Source organism: Stenotrophomonas sp. PI_27 (assembly GCF_027854495.1).
GTDB classification, from domain to species: domain Bacteria; phylum Pseudomonadota; class Gammaproteobacteria; order Xanthomonadales; family Xanthomonadaceae; genus Stenotrophomonas; species Stenotrophomonas pavanii.
The window spans coordinates 209,591-228,270 of the sequence record NZ_JAJNOF010000003.1; the positions used below are offsets into that span (position 1 = coordinate 209,591).

The window sequence follows — 18,680 nt, forward strand, 5'->3', positions numbered from 1 at the left end:
CCCAACAGCACCGAAAGGAATCAGCGCCGTGAACAAAGTCTACCGTCTGGTCTTCAACCGTACGCTCGGGGTCATGCAGGTGGCGTCCGAGCTGGCCAACGCCACGCACGGCGGTGCCGACAACCGGGAAGGCCGTACGGTTGGCACGCTGCGTCCGATCAGTTTCGCGCTGTGGCTGATGCTGGGGTGGGTGGGTCTGGTGCAGCCGTTGTCTGCGCAGCAGGCGCCGGCCGACCCGGGCCGAATTGCCGCAGACCCCGGCGCGCCGGCGAACCAGCGCCCGACGGTGATCACCTCGGCCAACGGCACGCCCCAGGTCAACATCACCACGCCCAGCGCTGGCGGCGTGTCGCGCAATACCTACCAGCAGTTCGACGTCGGCCAGCAGGGCGTCATCCTCAACAACTCGCGCGGTGAGGTGCAGACCCAGTTGGGCGGCTGGGTGCAGGGCAATCCGTGGCTGGCCACGGGTAGCGCGCGCGTCATCCTCAACGAGATCAACAGCAGCAATCCGAGCCACCTCAATGGCTACGTGGAAGTGGCGGGTGCGCGGGCGCAGGTGGTCATCGCCAACCCGGCCGGCATCCAGGTCAATGGCGCGGGCTTCCTCAATGCCAGCCGGGTGACCCTCACCACCGGTACGCCGATCGTCACCCAGGGCGTGCTGGACGGGTACCGCGTGGAAGGTGGCAGCATCGGTATCGGTGGCGCAGGCCTGGATACCAGTCGCGCCGACTACACCGACATCATCACCCGTTCGCTGCAGGTCAACGCCGGCATCTGGGCCAACCAGCTGCAGGCCAGCCTGGGCAGCAACGTGGTCAGCGCTGACCACAGCAGTGTGCAGCTGCAGAGTCCTGCATCCGCGGCGCCCACCTTCGCGCTGGATGTGGGCGCGCTGGGCGGCATGTACGCCAATCGCATCTGGCTGGTCGGCAACGAACACGGCGTGGGCGTGAGCAACGCCGGCAAGATCGGCGCGCAGGCCGGCGAGCTGGTCGTCACTGCCGACGGCCGGCTGCAGAACACCGGCGCGATGCATGCGCAACAGGACCTGCGCATCGACGCCAGCGCGGGCATCGCCAATGCCGGCACGCTCAGTGCCGAGCGCGAGCTGCGCCTGCAGACCCCTGCGGATGTCGACAACAGCGGCGGCACCCTCAACGCGCGGCGCATCGAAGTGAATGCCGATGCACTGCGCAATCGTGGCGGCAGCATCGAACAGCTTGGCGCGCAGGTGCTGCAGCTGCAGGCGGCCGACGTCAGCAATCTGCAGGGCCGTATCGGCAACGTCGCCAGTGTGTCGCCGGGTACCAGCACCGGTACCCCGCCTGGCACGGGTACACCGGCAACCGGGACACCGGGTACGGGCAGCCCGGGTACCGGCACGCCAGGCACGGGTACTCCGGGCACCGGCTCTCCTGGCACCGGCACCCCGCCGGTCACGCCGCTTCCGCCGCTGGCGGCCGGTGTGCTCAACATCGCCGGAACGCTGGGCAACGACGGCGGCCGCATTGAAGCCAGTGGCGACCTGCAGCTCAGCGCCCGCAACAGCCTGGACAACAGCGACGGCACCCTGGGCGCAAGCACCCTGCAGGTACAGGGACAGGCGCTGCGCAACATGCGTGGCACCCTGCAGGTCCAGGGCGCGGCCAGCGCGCAGGTGCAACAGCTGGACAACAGTGGCGGCCGCATGACCTTCGCCCGTGGCTTCGAGTTGAAGGCGATGTCGGCGATCAATCGCGGCGGCAGCCTCGCCCACGGTGGCAGCGCCGGGACGACCTGGACGATTGGCCAGCTCGACAACAGCGAGGGCAGCATCTCCAGCAATGCCACGCGCCTGGGTCTGGACATCGGCACCCTGGTCAACACGCGAGGTGGCATCAGCCACGCTGGCAGTGAAGGGCTGTTGCTGCGTGCGGGGGTCCTGGACGGTGTGCAAGGCAGCATCGCCACCGCAGGCGCGGCAGACCTGCTGCTGGGCCGTGCCGACCACCGCGGCGCGCAGCTGGTCGCCCGCGAGCTCGAGCTGACCGCACAGGACTTCGACAACCGTGGCGGCCGCGTGCTGTCCACCGGGCTGCAGGCCAGTACGCTCAACGTCCGCAATCACCTGGACAACAGCGACGGTGGCCTGCTGGCCAGCAACGCCGACCTGCAGATCGACGCGGCGTCCTTCGGCAATGCTGCTGGCACCGTGCAGCAGGCGGGCGCCGGCAACCTGCGCATTGCCACCGCCAACCTGCAGGGCCAGGGCGGCACTGTTCTCAGCAACGGCACCCTGCAGCTGCACGGCAATACCCTGAACCTGCGCAACGGCACCACCGCCGCGCAGCGCATCGATGTACGTGCCGGCGACCTGACCACCGCCGGTGGCACGCTGACCTCGACGGGCGGCGACACGCTGCAGCTGCAGGTATCGCGCACCCTGGACAACAGCGGCGGCACCATTGGCGCCAATGGTGCGCTGGACATCAACAGTGGCATCCTCATCAACGATGGCGGCAAACTGATCGCCGCAGGCACTGGCACCAGCCGCATCCATGCTAGCCAGCGATTGCAGAACCAGCGCGGCCTGCTGTCCGGCAATGGCGATCTGGACATCAAGGCCGATGGGCTGCTGAACGAGGGCGGCAGCATCGACCATGCCGGCACCGGCACGCTGCAGATCGAGGCGATCACCGTGCAGGGGGCTGGCGGCAGCATCGCCAGCAACGGCCAGCTGCAGTTGAGCGGGCAGCAGCTGGACCTGCAGAAGGGCAACACCCGCGCCCGTGACGTGAAGATCAAGGCCACGGGCCTGGACACCAGCGGCGGCAGTCTGTTGTCCCTGGGCAACAATGCGATGCAGTTGCAGGTGCAGGGCCTGCTGCGCAATGACGGCGGCAGCATCAGCGCCAATGGCGCGCAACAGATCCAGGCGGGCGCGCTGTCCAACCGCGGCGGTGCGCTCACTTCGGCGGGTACTGCAGCGTCGCAGATCCGGGTCGACGGCACGCTCGATAACAGTGGCGGCAGCATCGCCAGCAACGCGGCCAATCTGCAGCTGAAGAGCGGCGCGCTGGTCAATGCCGGCGGTACCCTCAGCCATGCGGGCAGCGCCGGCCTGGTCATCGATACCGGCCGCCTGGACGGGGCGAAGGGACAGATTGCCACTGCTGGCGCCCTGCAGCTCACTGCGGCCGAGGTCGACCACCAGGACGCATCGCTGGCTGCCGCACAGCTGGATATCACGGCGACCGGGTTGGACAACTGCGGTGGGCGCATCATCGCCACCGGCACCGGCGGCAACACGCTGCGCGTGCAGGGCACGCTGGACAATGGCAATGGAGGCACCGTTGCCAGCAATGGCAACCTGGACATCCACGCGCGCACCTTCGGCAACGCCGGAGGAACCGTGCAGCAGGCCGGTTCCGGCAGCCTGGTCATCACCACGCAGGACCTGACCGGCGCCGGTGGCACCCTGCTCAGCAACGGTTCGCTGGACCTGCAGGGCGATACCCTCGATCTCCGCGATGGCACCACGACGGCCCAACGCATCAGCATCGCCGGTGACAGCGTGATCACCGCGGGCGGCAATCTGAGCGCGCTCGGCAGCCAGGTGCTCCAGTTGCAGGCCCGCAGCCTGCTCGACAATACCGGCGGAACGCTGGGCAGCAATGGCGCCGTCGACGTGCACGCAGGCCGCTTCGTCAACGACCACGGCAAGTTGATCGCCGCCGGTGACGCTGCATCCGCAATCCGTGCCGCCCAGCTGGAGAACCGCAGCGGCTCGATCTCCGCCAACAGCAACCTGCGCATCGACGCGCAGATGCTGTCGGGCCAGGGCGGCAGCATCGGTGCCGCCCGCGCGCTGTCTCTGCAGGGCGGTTCATTGGATCTCCGCGGCGGCAGCGCGGCAGCCGAGCAGCTCGATATCGTGGCCGACAGCCTGGACAACAGTGCAGGCGCGCTGCGTGCAACCGGCAGCGGAACGCTGGCATTGCAAGTAAGCGGCCGGCTGGCCAACGACGCGGGCACCATCGCCAGCAACGGTGCGCAGCACATTGAAGCCGGTGAGCTCTCCAACCGTGGCGGCACGCTCAGTTCGGCCGGCAGCGCGTCCACTGAGCTGCGCGTCAATGGCCTGTTCGACAACAGCAACGGCACGCTGGCCAGCAATGGTGCGGAGCTGAAGATCGACGCCGGCAGCATGGCCAACGTCAAGGGCACGCTCAGCCATGCCGGCACGCAGGGCCTGCTGCTGCGTACCGGGCAACTGGATGGCCACGGCGGCACCATTGCCAGCGCAGGGGGCATCACCCTGCAGGCGGGCAGCGTCGACCATCGCGGCGCCACCCTGCAGGCCGAGCGCATCGCGCTGGACGCACAGTCGTTCGACAACCGGGCCGGCAAGGTCATCGCAACCGGTGCCGAGGGCAGCCGGATCGAGGTGGCCGGCACGTTGGACAACGGCGAGGGTGGCCTGCTGGCCAGCAATGGCGACCTGGGCATCCAGGCGGCGGAGTTCGGCAATGCCGGCGGTGGCGTGCAGCACGCCGGCGAAGGCGTGCTGTCGATCAACGCCGGAGCGCTCAACGGTACGGGCGGCACGCTGGTCAGCAATGGCAGCCTGCTGCTCAAGGGCACCACCACCGACCTGCGGGCGGGTGTCACCTCGGCCAAGCGGATCGAGGTGGACACCGGCGCCCTGATCACCGCCGGCGGCACGCTGACCGCGACCGGCAGTGACATGCTGCGGCTGAGCGCACGCGAACGCATCGACAACAGCGGCGGTACGGTGTCCAGCAACGGCGGCCTGGATCTGCGCAGCGCCGTGCTGGTCAACGCCGGCGGTACGCTGCAGTCCGCGGGTACAGCGGCCAGCCAGCTGAGCATCGGCCAGGACCTCAACAACCGCGGTGGCCGCATCCTGGCCAACGGTGGGCTCGGCATCGCTTCCGGCAGCATCGACAATCAGGGCGGTGCGCTGCACAGCGCTGAACGGCTGGTGGTCAAGGCCGATGGCCTGCTCGACAACAGCAACAAGGGCGTGATTGCCAGTGGCGCGGGCATGCAGGTGGCGGCGGCTTCGCTGGACAACCGCAGCGGCAGCATCGAGCAGGCGGGTGACGGCCTGCTGCAGATCGATGCCACTACGCTGCAGGGCCACGCCGGCCGTATCGTGAGCAACGGCGAGCTGCAGCTGAAGGGCGAGACCGTCGATCTGAGTGCGGGCACCACGGCCGCGCAGCAGGTCAGCATCGAGGTCGGCCAGCTCGACAACACGGGCGGTACGCTGAACGCCACCGGCAACCAGGCGATGTCGCTGCAGGTGCGCGGCGCGCTGGGCAATGACGGCGGCACCATTGCCGCCAACGGCGCGCAGCAGATCAGCGCCGGTTCGCTGTCGAATGCGGGCGGCACGTTGAGCTCGGCAGGTACGTCCGACAGCCGGGTCACCGTCACCGGCCGATTCAACAACGGCGGCGGCACCCTCGCCAGCAATGCCGGCAACCTGCGTATCGATGCCGGGCAGCTGGTGAACGCTGCGGGCAGCATCGTCCATGCAGGCAAGGGCGTGTTGACCGTGCAGGCCAAACAGCTGGATGGAGCTGCCGGAAGCATCGCCACGGCAGGCGCATTGCAGCTGGATGCGATGACTGTGGACCATCGCGGCGCCACGCTCAGTGCCGATCACTTCAACATCAATGCCGACCGCTTCGACAACCAGAACGGCAAGCTGCTGGCGACGGGCACGCAGGCCAGCAGCGTGCAGGCCACCACCTCACTGGACAATGGCGGCAACGGTCTGATCGCCAGCAATGGCGACTTGGCCCTGACCAGCGCAGTGTTCGGCAATGCTGGCGGTACCGTGCAGCAGGCCGGCACCGGCACGCTGGCCATCAACGCGCACACCTTGAATGGCCAGGGCGGCAAGCTGCTCAGCAATGGCGCCCTGCAGTTGACCGGTGAAACCACCGACTTGCGTGACGGCACGCTGTCGGCTGCCCGCATCGCCGTGGATACCGGCACGCTGCTCAACGCGGGCGGTTCGATCATCGCCTCCGGTCGCGATGCCTTGAAGGTGTCCGCGCGCGAAAGGCTGGACAACAGCGGTGGCACGCTTGCCGGCAATGGCACGCTGGATCTGCGCAGCGCGCAGCTGCTCAACAACCGGGGCACGATCCAGGCTGCCGGCGGCGGTGGCAGTACCCTGGCGATCACCCGTGCGCTGGAGAATCGCGGCGGTCGCATCCTGACCACAGGGGACGCCACCCTCACAGCAGGCGCGTTCGACAATCGCGGCGGCACCGTGCACAGCGATGGCAACAGCGCGTTGACCGTGCGCGTCGACGGCCTGCTCGACAACAACGACAAGGGCACCCTGTCCGCCGGAGGCGCACTGCTGGCCGAGGCACAGTCCATCAACAACGACGGTGGCACCGTGGCGGCTGGTCAGGACATGCAGCTGACCAGCGGTGAAGTGCTGCGCAACCAGGCTGGCCTGGTCCAGGCCGGCAAGCACCTGCAGGTCTCGGCCAGCGGCCTGAACAACACCAGTGGCCGGATCATCGCCAACGACCTGCAGCTGGATACCCGCGGCCAGGCGCTGGACAACCGCAGCGGCATCATTGCCAGCCTTTCCGGAAATGCGGAGCTGCGCAGTGGTGCGCTGGACAATACCGGCGGGTTGATGCAATCGGCGGCGGCGCTCAGCATCAACACTGGGGGACAGCGGCTGACCAATGCCGGTTCCAATGGCAACGGCATCGTCAGCAGCGGCACGCTGCAGATCCGCAGCGGCGATCTCGACAACCGTGGCGGCGCCGTGTCCGCCAAGTCCGGCGCCGACGTGCAGGCCATCAACATCGACAACAGTGGCGGTGGCTCGCTGGTGAGTGCGGCCGACCTGCTGCTGCGCGCGCAGCAGCTGGCCAACAGCGGTGGCAGCGTGACCGCCGGTGGCAACGCCGATATCGGCTTGCAGGGCGCGCTGCTCAACAGTGGCGGCCTGGTGGCCGCGACCGGCCGCCTCGACCTGCAGGCCAGCCACGTCGACAACCGCAATACGCTCAGCCCGGGCAATGGTCCTGCACTGGGGCTGCAGGGCAAGACCCTGCAGGTAACCACCAGCAACCTGGACAACCAGAACGGCCAGGTGATTGCGGACAACCTCGTGCTGCAGGTGAACCAGCGCCTGGACAACAGCGGTGGCCTGGTGTCGGCGGCCCTGGGCTCCGATGTCCGCGCCGATACCCTGGTCAACAGCGGCGGCACCCTGGTGGCCGGCAGGCAGCAGACCCTCCGCACCCGCGAGATCATCGGTGACGGCCGGCTGATGTCGCAGGGTGACATGACGCTGGAGCTGGGACAGAGCCACACCAACCGTGGCGAGATGGTGGCCAACGGCACGCTGAGCCTGTCCATCCAGGGCAACCTGGACAACACCGGCAAGCTGGCCGGCGCCAACGTCAACATCAATGCGGGCAACATCACCAATGCGTCCACCGGCGAGATCAGCAGCATCGGCCTGACCCGCCTTGCAGCGGGCGGCGCACTGGTCAACTACGGCCTGATGGACGGCAACGTCACCCATATCACCGCCGCGACCGTCGACAACATCGGCAGCGGCCGCATCTACGGTGACCGCGTCGCGATCCAGGCGGGCTCGCTCAACAACGTGGCGGCCAACATCGGTGGCGTGGACCGTGCAGGCACCATCGCCGCGCGCCAGCGCCTGGACCTCGGCGTCGGCACGCTGACCAACAGTGGCAAGAGCCTGATCTTCAGCGATGGCGACGCCGCCATCGGCGGCGCCCTGAACGGCCTGGCCGCAGTAGGCAGCGCGCAGCGGGTCGACAACATCGGATCCACCATCGAGGTCAGCGGCAACCTGGATCTGTCCGCGCTGGCAGTGAACAACATCCGCGAGAACGTAGTCGTGGAGAAGGTCACCACCGTGCACGCGCCGGTCCGGCTGGAGCAGCCCGGCTGGTTCAAGAACGCCAACAACAACAACCGCGATTTCAGGGCAACCTCGAACTACCAGCCGTACGAGATCTACTACCTTGATCCGTCGGACATCCTGGAAGACACCCCCTACGTCACCCCGGATGGCCAGCAGATCCGCAAGGCGGTCATCCGGCTGACCAGCAACACCAGCGCCTATGCCTTTGCCCGCGGCGGCGCGTATGGTGCGCGCGCTTCACGCGAACGCCTCAACGTGCAGGACGGCACCGTCACGATCTATTACGTCGGCCGTGCCGACAACCGCAACAATCCCGACCAGCTCGGCGCGGGCGCGGAAGATCCCTTCCGCGACCTGTCCGTCCGCGGGGCCGGTTCGCCGCCGATCGAGTACGTGACCGATACCCTCCGGTACAACAACGCCTACGGCACCTGCACCACCACCTGCGTGCAGCTCATCACTTATCCGGACTATGACAATCCGGACGCGACGCTGATCAACATGCAGCGTCACCCGCAGGAGACCAGCGGCAACGAGAAAACCCGCATTGCCACCCGCACCACCGTGGAAGACGTGGTGGTCTCGGCAGGCAACAACGCCGTGATCAATGCGGGCGGCAACATGCGGATCAGCACCGATCGGCTGGAGAACCGTTTCGCCAACATCGCTGCGGGTCGCGACCTGGCCATCGTCGGCCTGAATCGCGATCAATCCGAGGTGATCAATGCTGCCGAGCAGCTGACCCGCACCAGCACCTTCGACAACGTGTCCATCACCTACGGTGGCTCCTCCAGCCGCTGGAAGGCGGCACCGATCACCGAGAAGACCGGTGCGTTGGGTTCGTCGATAACCGCCGGTGGCAAGCTCACCATCGATGTCGGCAACCTGCGCAACGACAACACCGGGGGCAGCAACCCCAACGCCGGTGGTGGCAAGGGCACCGCGCAGGTGGATACCAACGGCCGCGGTGCAGGTGCGGTCGGTCCCGGCGCGGGCAGCGTGCAGGGGCCCGGCCAGAGCACGGGGCAGGGTGCGGGCAGCGTGGACGCGCAGGGGCCGGGCACCGCTGGCGCGGCGCAGGGGGCCAACGGCGGCCATCAGCAGGCGGTAGCGCAGGCCGACGGCGTGCGGGCAGACGCGGCGGGTGCCCAGGGCCCCGGCCAGGCCGGCAATGCCGGGGCGGGCGCTGGCACGACCCAGGACATCAGTGCCACCGAGGCCGGGCAGGCCAATGCCAACGGCCCGGCGGCGGTGCGCGCCGGAGAGCATGCCGGCAGTGGTGGCAATGCCGCGGTGGATGGCAAGCAGGCCACAACGACAACCGGTGCTGATCCGCGCGTGGTGGTCACCACCAACCCGAATGCCAGTGCGCCCACCGCCAGCCTGTTCAATGTGGATGCCAACCGTGGCAACCACATCGTGGAAACCGACCCGCGCTTTACCAGCTATCGTGATTGGCTCAGCTCGGACTACCTTCTGCAGCGCGCAGGCTTCGATCCCGCGCAGACGCAGAAGCGTCTGGGTGATGGCTTCTACGAGCAGAAGCTGGTGCGCGAGCAGATCGGAGAGCTCACCGGCCGCCGCTTCCTTAGCGGCCACGCCAGCGACGAGGAGCAGTACCGCGCGCTGCTGGAGGCCGGTGCCACGGTGGCGAGCGAATGGGGTCTGCGCCCCGGCGTGGCGCTCACCGCCGAGCAGATGGCACGCCTGACCAGCGACATCGTCTGGCTGGTGGAAAAGGACGTCACCCTGGCCGATGGCTCGGTGGTTCGCGCGCTGGTCCCGCAGGTCTACCTGCGGGTGCTGCCGGGCGACCTTGGCAACGATGGCGCATTGCTGGCCGGCGCGGAGGTGGACGTCAAGCTGCGCGGTGACCTGGTCAACAGCGGCACGATTGCCGGCCGGCAGCTGGTCAGCATCGATGCCGGCAACATCCGCAACCTGTCCGGCGGCCAGATCAGCGGTGCCCAGGTGGGCCTGTCGGCGCGGCAGGACATCGATATCATCGGTAGTACCGTCAAGGCTACCGATGCGCTGGCGTTGAAGGCCGGCGGCAACATCACCGTGGCTTCGACCACCACGGAATGGAAGGACCAGGGCGATCGCCTGTCACAGCAGAAGACCACGCTCGATCGCGTGGCTGGCCTGTATGTCACCAATCCCAGCGGCGACGGCGTGCTGTCGGTGGTGGCCGGCGGTGACATCGGCCTCAAGGCGGCGGAGATCCGCAATGCCGGGAAGGATGGCATCACCCAGCTGGTTGCTGGCGGCACCCTGGACCTGGGTGCGCAGACGCTGGGCCAGAGCAGCGCGCTGAACCACGACAACCGCAACCACATCAGCAACAGCCAGACCACGCATGCGGTGTCTTCGATTGAAGGCGCTGGCGATGTGGTGCTGGCAGCGGGCAAGGACATCAACCTGGCTGCAACCCGCATCAAGGCCGATGGCGGCATGGCCCTCCAGGCCGGTGGGGACATCAACAGCCAGGTGCTGGTGGACAGCCGCAGCAGCGACTTCAACGCCGGTGGCAAGCGTAGCTCGCTGCAGATCAGCCAGAGTGATGAGACCGTGCGCGGCAGCCAGCTGCTGGCTGGCGACAACATGGTGCTGAGGGCAAACCGCGATATCAATCTGACCGCTACCCAGGCCACCAGCTCGGATGGCACGTTGAGTGTGACCGCCGGTCGCGACGTCAACCTGCTCTCGGCCAGCGAGACGCATGACTTCAGCCTGGACAGTTACGATAAGAAAAAGAAGACACTTTCGAGCACCACCACCACCCGCCATGCCGAGAGCAGCGACAGCTACGCGATCGGCACCGGTCTGATGGGCGAGAGCGTGAGCGTCACCGCCGGCCGTGACCTGACCGCGGTGGGCGCGGTGGTCGATGCCACGGGTACGGTCGTTCTCGGCGCTGGCAACAATGTGCTGATCACCTCCGCTGAGGACCATCACAGCAGCGAGTCCAGCGAAAGCAGGAAGAAGTCCGGCTTCACCGGTGGCTTTTCCAATGGCACCGCTTCGATCGGTTACGGTAGCTCGAAGAACAGCAGCAGCACTGCCGAGCAGTCGACCACCCAGGTCGGCTCGGCCATCGCCTCGCGCGAAGGCAGCGTGCTGATCAACGCCGGCAACCAATTGACGGTCGCGGCGTCCGACGTGGCGGCAGGCAAGGATCTGACCCTGGTCGGCAGGGACATCAATCTGGTTGCCCGGCAGGACACCGTGGATACGCAGTCCAGCCAGTCGAGCAAGTCCAGCGGGTTCTCGGTGGGCGTCACCTACGACCCGGCCAAGGCGTACCGCGCCGCACGCGACAACGCTACCGAAGGCATGGCCGATAGCGGCACGATGATGGGCCGGATCACGCGCACCGCCGAGGGCGTGGCGGCCGGCGTGTCGGCGGCTGTGCTGCCGGCGATCACGGCTGGCAGCCAGCGCTCGAACAGCAACCAGAGCCACTCGACCAGTGATGCCCGGGTCAGCAACCTCAATGCAGGTGGCAATCTCTCGCTGATTGCCAATGGCGGCTCGATCACCAGCCAGGGTGCGCAGATGTCGGCCGAGGGCAATGCCGCCCTGCTGGCCACCAAGGACATCGTGTTCGATGTCGCGCACAATACCGAGCGCAGTGACAGCGACAGCCGTGGCAAGGGTTGGGGTATCGCCACCAACTCGGCAGGCCTGCCGTTCGGCACCAACAACTCACGCAGCGATGGCGCCGGACAGAGCGACACCATTACCGGCACCCAGCTGTCGGTCGGTGGTGGCGTGCGCATGGCCACCACGGAGGGCAATATCAGCCTGACCGCCGCCAACATTGCGGCGGAGAAGGACGTCAGCATCCGTGCTGCGGGCGATCTGGCGATCCGTAGCGGACAGGACACGGTCAGCAATGCCAACCGCTCGGACAGCAAGGCGATCGGCACTGTGCAGATCTCCGATACCGAGAAATTCTCCGGCTGGCATCGCGAACAGCATCGTGATGACAGCGCGCAGGTCTCACAGGTGGCCAGCACCGTCGGCAGCCTCGGCGGCAACGTCAACCTCACCGCAGGTGGCAAGTACACGCAGAGCGCCAGCAATGTAGTGGCAGCCAAGGACGTGAACATCACCGCTGCCGAGATCGAGCTGCTGACCGCCGACGAAAGTGGCCACTACTCGCAGAGCGACAAGGACCTGAAGATCGGTGCCTTCGCGCGGGTGAAGTCGCCGTTGATCGATCTGCTTAACAACGTCGACGCCGCGCGCAAGTCCGACGACCGCCTGCAGAAGATGCAGGGACTTGCCGCTGGTGCCAATGCCTATCAGGCCGCCAGTGCCATCTCCAGCATGGCCGGCAAGGGCGGAGGCGGGGCACTGCTCAGTGCCGAGGCCGGCGTCGGCTTCAAGACCTCCAGCAGCAGTGCCGATGGCAGCAGCCAGGTCTCGCGCGGCTCCACCATCCAGGGGGGCGGCAACGTCAACCTGACCAGCACCCAGGGCGACATCCACGTGGTGCAGGGCAATCTGAGCGCGGGCAACACGCTCAGTCTGGATTCGGCCGGTGACATCCTGCTGGAAGCGGGCAAGGCGCATGTGGCCGACCGCAGCAAGAGCAGCAATGCTGGCGCCGAAGTCGGCGTGGGCGTTGCGGTGGGCGCGCAGACCGGTGTGTATGTGTACGCCGAAGCCAGCGTCGGCAGCAGCAAGTCCAATGCCGAGAGCAGCACCTGGCAGAACACCACGCTGACCGGCAAGAACATCTCGATGAAGGCCGAGGGCGATACCATCCTCCGTGGCGCCACGGCGACCGCTGATCGCATCGACGTCAAGACCGGCGGCACGCTGACCATCGAGTCGTTGCAGGACATCGCCGAGAGCATGTCGAAGAACAGCCAGGTGGGCGGTCGCGTGCAGGTGTCGTTCGGTACCGCGTGGAATGCCGACGGTTACGCCAGCGGAGGCAAGGCCAACGGCAGCTATCAGGGCGTTGGCCAGCAGAGCGGCCTGTTTGCCGGCAATGGCGGGTACCACGTCGATGCAGGTCACGTGAGCCTGGTGGGCGGCGCGATTGCCAGCACCAATGCGGGCAACAGTGAACTGACTGCGGGCTCGCTGACGTTCACCGACCTGCAGAACCACATGGACTACAAGGCCACGTCGGGCAGCATCAGTGGTGGCTTCGGCAGCAGTGGCAAGGGCCCGACGGACAAGGGTGTGGGAGCGGTTGAGCAGCTGCAGGGCATCGGCAGCAACATCAAATCCGGAACGTTTGGCGGCGTGGATGGTGTCGCGTTCGGCGGTGGACTGCCGATGCATGAAAGTGGCAGCGACAGCTCAAGCACGCGTGCAACACTGACCGAGGGCAATATCACCATCGGCGGCAGGAAGACCACGGCGGCCGAACTTGGTGTCAATACCGATGCTGCAGCGGCACACCGTGCGCTGGAGGCGATGCCGGATGCCAACAAGCTGCTGGCCGACCAGCAGGCGCTGGCGAATGCAGCAAGCACGGTACTGGCCACCAGCAAGCAGATCGCATCGGACATTGGCAGCTACGGGATCAACAAGATCACCGATGCCTACCTGGAGGGTAAGAGCGCCGCAGAGAAGGAGGCCTTTGCCAACCTCAGTCCCAAGGATCAGTACACCGCCCTTGCCGGCTTTGACAGCTCTTACCCTGATGCGCTGGTCACGCAGCAGAAGTGGGCACCCGACGGTACCTATGGTCGTGCGCTCAACGCGGTCTCCACCGCGCTGGTCGGCGGCGTGGCAGGGCACGCAGGTGGTCAGGTCATCTCGAACACACTCGCGCCCTACGCCGCTGAGCTGATTGGAAAGACATTCGATCCCAACAAGCAGAGCGCCGTCCCCAGTGAGGCGATGCAGATGCTCTCGCATGCGCTTCTGGGCGCGCTGCTTGCGGAGGCGAATGGCGGTTCGGCAGGTACCGGAGCCGCTGCTGCCGGAGGGGGTGAACTGGCAGCCAAATTCCTGGGTGACTACTACGCGCAGCAGAATGGCGGGCAGCTGACTCCGGAGCAGGAACAGCAGATCAAGGCATTGGGCCAGGCGGTCGGCGCGATGGCGGGTGGGATTGGTGGAGACGGAGCCATGGGTGCGGCGTTGGGAGCCACCATCGCCAGGAACTCCGTCGAGAACAACTATCTGAATCATGCCGAGCGCATGCAGTTCCTCGACGCTATGCTGAGCTGCACGAAGAGCGGGGAGCGTTGCGGCGAACAGAAGGAGCTGGCAGCGCTATCGGACGCGCGTAATGCGGCACTGATTGCTGCATGCACCGCGGCTGCCGATTCGCCTGCCTGCCGCGCAGAGCAGACGAAGCTGGGTGACGCCTATTGGTCACTTACCCAGAATGATTCCACCTATCTGCGATGGATCAAGGACAATGGCCTTGATCTGGCCCAGGCGGCACTGACGAAGGGCAATGGTGGCCAGGTCGCCTCCGATCTGCTGACGCATACGTCCTCGCTGGATGCCCGTTACAAGGTCACCTGTGCAGCGGCGGGGCGCTGCGATCCATTCACCGCCGGCATGCTCGCGTTGAATGGGAAGACACAGGAGGCGGCAGCCAACGCGGCACTGAATCTGCTGTTCGACAAGGTGGGCTCTGGAGCAGGCGTGGTGACCAACGCGGGTGGAATGGTCATGGACATGGCGAAGATGAATGCCATCTACATGTCCATTGAGAGCACCAAGCAGGCCTTGAACGACTTCCAGCGCATCGGCGAAATTGGCGGCTGGGGTGTCGTGAAGGAAAAGGGTGCCGGCGCCTGGTCGTCCATTTCAGGCTACTTCGGGAACGGCTGGGATGCGGCGACCTACGAGCTGGGCCTGAACCAGAAATGGAACCTGGCCGATGTGGCCGCAAACGGCTTCACCAAGGGTGACATGGGGCTGGACGTCGCATTGGCTGTGATCAGCCTGGGTGATGTCACCGCGATGCGGGCGGCCGCGAAGGCCAGAAAACTGGCGGCGTTGGAGAGGGGGGCAATTAAGAGCGATCCTTGGGGCGAAGTCGCGGGAGGGGGAGCTTCGACGCATCCTTTGCGCGAAGATGCAATTCCCAGAAGTGGCGATCGTACAGTTCTCAATCAGGGAAATACGCCAACATGCGGGCATAATTCATGCGCGATGGTTCTAAGCACGTATGGGAAGGAAGTAGATGTAAATCGTCTGATCAGTAAGGTTGCTCCAGGAGAGGCTGGAATTTCCGGTGTTGACGTGGCTAGGCTGATGCGCTCGGAAGGGGTTCCAGCAACTGCATTCCAGAACAGAAGCGTCGCTGATCTTGCACGCTATACTGCTGACGGGACTCCAGTCGTTGTGCGTGTGATTGACGGAAGTGGGGGTTCAACATTCTCCCATTTTGTGGTGGTTGATGGTGTTACCGAGCGCGCCGGTCTCAAGGTTGTAGCTATTCGAGATCCTCATGGTGTTCAGTACTTTAGTCCATTGTCCACGTTCGAGAGAAATTTTTCGGGCGATGTTGTAGTTCCGAGGGGGAAAAAGTGAAATTGAGGATTAGTTTTCCAGATAATCTTGCTTCTGAGGATCTGATAAATCAGGAGCGAATTCCCTGCCTGTGTAAAGTGGCCGATTGCTTTGAGGTGGTCATCTTCGACAGCAATCCTGAAGTTACAGGCGTGATGGAGGAGTGGGATCGTCGGGAGCTGGCGCTGCGGGCGGTTGCAGGTGCCGGTGGAAAGTATTCTCATTATGCGAGAGGGCTTATCACGATTCGGCCGGTTAGTTTGGGCCTCTATGACGTTACTGATCTGCAGTTTTTCTATGCCAGCATGGGTTGGTGTCCGGTAATTCGGGATGGGGAATACGCTCCGCCGCTGTCTTACGAAGGAGATGGCTGGGGGGTCAGTAGTTAGAGGCGTGTCGCGTCTTTGCTGGGGTCGTTTTTTTTGCTGCTTAGCAATTCTGTTTCGTGCCATTATTGTTGGTTGTTGAATTTAAAGTGGTAATTGTTTGAATAATGTTTTTTCTTGTCTGGGCTATCAGTGGGTTTCGTGATTGGATCAACAATCAATGCGGATGGGCATTCAAGCAGGTCGAACTAGGGATGGCGGTCGGTGAGGTGTGCCGCAAACTGGGCATTGCGGAGGCGACGTTCTACGTGTGGCGCAAGAAGTACGGCGGGTTGGGTCGGTCCGAACTCAAACGGCTGCGGTTGCTGAAGGAGTAGGAGCGTAAGCTCAAGTTCAAGCAGCTGGTGGCCGACCCCAGCCTGGACAAGGCGATGCTGCAGGAGGTGGTCACAAGAAGGCTCTGAGGCCTGCCCCGAGGCGTGCCTGGGTGCGGCGGCTGCAGGAGCGATTTGGCAGCAGTGAGCGGCGTGCGCTACGGATCGTGTCGATGTCGCGCTCGGCATTTTCCTACACGCCCAAGGTGCATGGCGGTAGTGCTATCCGTCGGCGGATGCATGAGATTACTCAGACGCGGATTCACTACGGTTGTGAGCGCGTACAGGTGGTGCTGCGCCGGAAGGGTTGGCGGGATAACCACAAGCGCGTGCATCGCATCTAGAAGGAAGAAGGCCTTTCTTTACGGCATTGCCGGCCGCGCCGCAGTCGCAGCGCCGTCGCCGGCAACCGGTCAAGGTGGCCACGGCCCCCAACGCCCTGTGGGGCATGGACTTTGTCAGTGACGCGCTGTTCGATGGACGTCGCTTTCAGTTGCTACCGGTGCTGGATCACTTCACGCACGAGTGCCTGGAGATCGTTGTGGATCATTCGTTGCGTATAGACAATGTGGCCGAAGGGGTGGCAAGGCTGGTCGCTCAACTGGGCAGGCCGGACGCGATTAAGGTGGACAGCGGCAGTGAGTTTGCCGGCAAGGTGATGGACCGCTGGGCCTATGAGAACGTCGTGGAGCTGGATTTTTCCCGGCGTGGTACGCCGACAGACAATGCGATGGTGGAAAGCTTCAACGGCCGGCTGCGGCAGGAATTTCTGAACGAGCATTGATTCTTGTCGCTAGCCGACGCAAGGAGCAAAGTCGAAGCGTGGCGGCGTTTCTATAACAAGGAGCGCCCCACGGAGCACTGGCATGGAAAACCCCTGCGGAATTCGCCCGAGAAGACTGGTTCCAAGCGAATTTCAATGTCCGTCCGTCATCCAGCTTTGGATCAACTTTCGCTGGAAACACTGGCTTGGCTGTTCACCTGGAGTAACCGATAGACTGCAGGACATGGCCGAGAGCATGTCCAAGAGCCGCCACGTGGGCGGTGGTGTGCAGGATTTGTCGGCCCTGCGTGAAATGCCGATGACTATGCCAGAGCAAGCAAAACCAACGGCAGCTACCGGGGGCAGCAGAGCGGATCGTTTGCAGGCAATGGCGGTTACCAAGCCAATGTCAGGCGTGTGAATCTGGCGGATGGCACGATCGCCACCACGAATGCAGGGAACAGCGAACTTACCGCTGACTCGCTGACGTTCACTTACCTCCAGATTCACATGGATTCCTCGACAGGTAACGAACATGAGCGGCGAAATCAAGGTAACGAAATGGTGGGTCAAGCTTCTGTCGATCATCAGTCACTGACCTGGCTTTTCCTGCTCGTCTCCTGGGGAGCGGTCACCTTTAATCGGCACACTGACAACTCCCTCGGAATCTACGAGCTGTCTGCTTTGCCGGGCGTAGAAGTGCTCTTCTGGGTCTGCTTCTTCGGGCAGCCAATATTGACCGCGGTGATGTTCATCCGTATGGCACTGCGGCACCGTTCCGCGTTCTTCGAGCTCCCACTCGCGATCGTGGTCTGGGGCCTGTTCCTGTACAACTTGTCATTCTTCCGAGGTTGAGCGGCACATCGGCTGGCCGAGCGCTGGCCTGAACAGGTCCCGCAGTCCCATGCGGACAGCGGGGCCATCGGCGACGTTGTTCGGCACGCGGCGTCGAACGATAGACGCGGTCCATGGTTACAATCCGCCCATGATCAGCCCCCGCCTCCTGGCTTCCACACTGCTGGCCCTGGCTCTTTCGGCCTGCACCGCCACCGCGCCGGTGCAGCACAACCCGCTCGCCACCTGGGTGCCATCACCCAACCAGAACGCGCGCACGCCGGTCATCATCGTCATCCACCACACCGAGCAGAAGTCGGTGCAGCAGAGCCTGCATACGTTGCGCACCGCCAACAGCGGTGGACCGGTCAGTGCGCACTACCTGATCGGCGCCGATGGCCACCGTTACCAGCTGGTGGCCGATGAGCGCCGCGCCTGGCACGCTGGCGCCGGGCGCTGGGGCACCATCACCGATCTCAACTCGGCTTCGATCGGTATCGAGCTCGACAACGATGGCCGCAGCCCGTTCAGTGCAGCGCAGATCGAATCGCTGATCGTGCTGCTGCGCGATCTCACCACGCGCCTGAACATTCCGCCGCGCCAGGTGATCGGCCATGCCGACCTGGCGCCGACGCGCAAGCAGGATCCGAGCCGCTTCTTCCCATGGCAGCAGTTGGCCGAGGCCGGCTTCGGCGTGTGGCCGCGCGCGGCCGACGGCGCGGCACCGGAAGGCTTCGACGCCTGGAATGCGCTGGCCCGCTTCGGTTATCCGCTCGACAACCGCGAAGCCACCGTCGCCGCCTTCCACCGCCGCTTCCGTGGCCGCGACGACCTGCCGAAGACGCTGGATGCCGAGGACGCCCGCATCCTGCATTCGTTGCTGCTGCAGATGCCGTGACCCCGCGCATGAACGCTTGACCCCGCGCTGGGTT

The 18,680-nt window shown here is 65.1% G+C and carries 4 protein-coding genes and 1 pseudogene; all 5 read left to right on the forward strand.

What is annotated here, in order from left to right; genetic code table 11:
• Positions 1–28: 28 nt before the first annotated feature.
• The 5 genes and pseudogenes from LRM18_RS05100 to LRM18_RS05120 all read left to right on the forward strand — a co-directional run bounded on the left by LRM18_RS05100 (position 29) and on the right by LRM18_RS05120 (position 18,646).
• On the forward strand, positions 29–15,472 hold the full coding sequence (locus LRM18_RS05100; RefSeq protein ID WP_270951997.1) for a hemagglutinin repeat-containing protein: 15,444 nt from the start codon (positions 29–31) through the stop codon (positions 15,470–15,472).
• The gene (locus LRM18_RS05105) at positions 15,469–15,840 is read left to right on the forward strand and encodes a hypothetical protein (protein ID WP_241738408.1); all 372 of its coding nucleotides are present in this window, start codon (positions 15,469–15,471) and stop codon (positions 15,838–15,840) included. The genes LRM18_RS05100 and LRM18_RS05105 overlap by 4 nt, the downstream gene beginning before the upstream one ends.
• A gap of 104 nt (positions 15,841–15,944) precedes the next feature.
• Positions 15,945–17,141 (forward strand): annotated as a pseudogene (locus LRM18_RS05110) (IS3 family transposase).
• A gap of 190 nt (positions 17,142–17,331) precedes the next feature.
• Entirely contained in the window at positions 17,332–17,769 is a 438-nt protein-coding gene (locus LRM18_RS05115) for a hypothetical protein (protein WP_270952001.1), read from the forward strand.
• 130 nt (positions 17,770–17,899) lie between these two features.
• Positions 17,900–18,646 (forward strand): N-acetylmuramoyl-L-alanine amidase, encoded by a 747-nt coding sequence (locus LRM18_RS05120; protein ID WP_270952003.1) that lies wholly within the window; start codon positions 17,900–17,902, stop codon positions 18,644–18,646.
• Positions 18,647–18,680: the final 34 nt, after the last annotated feature.

Bases quoted from the DNA above. Each gene is read 5' to 3' on its own strand.
- LRM18_RS05120 (WP_270952003.1), top strand. From the start codon at position 17,900: ATGATCAGCCCCCGCCTCCTGGCTTCCACACTGCTGGCCCTGGCTCTT.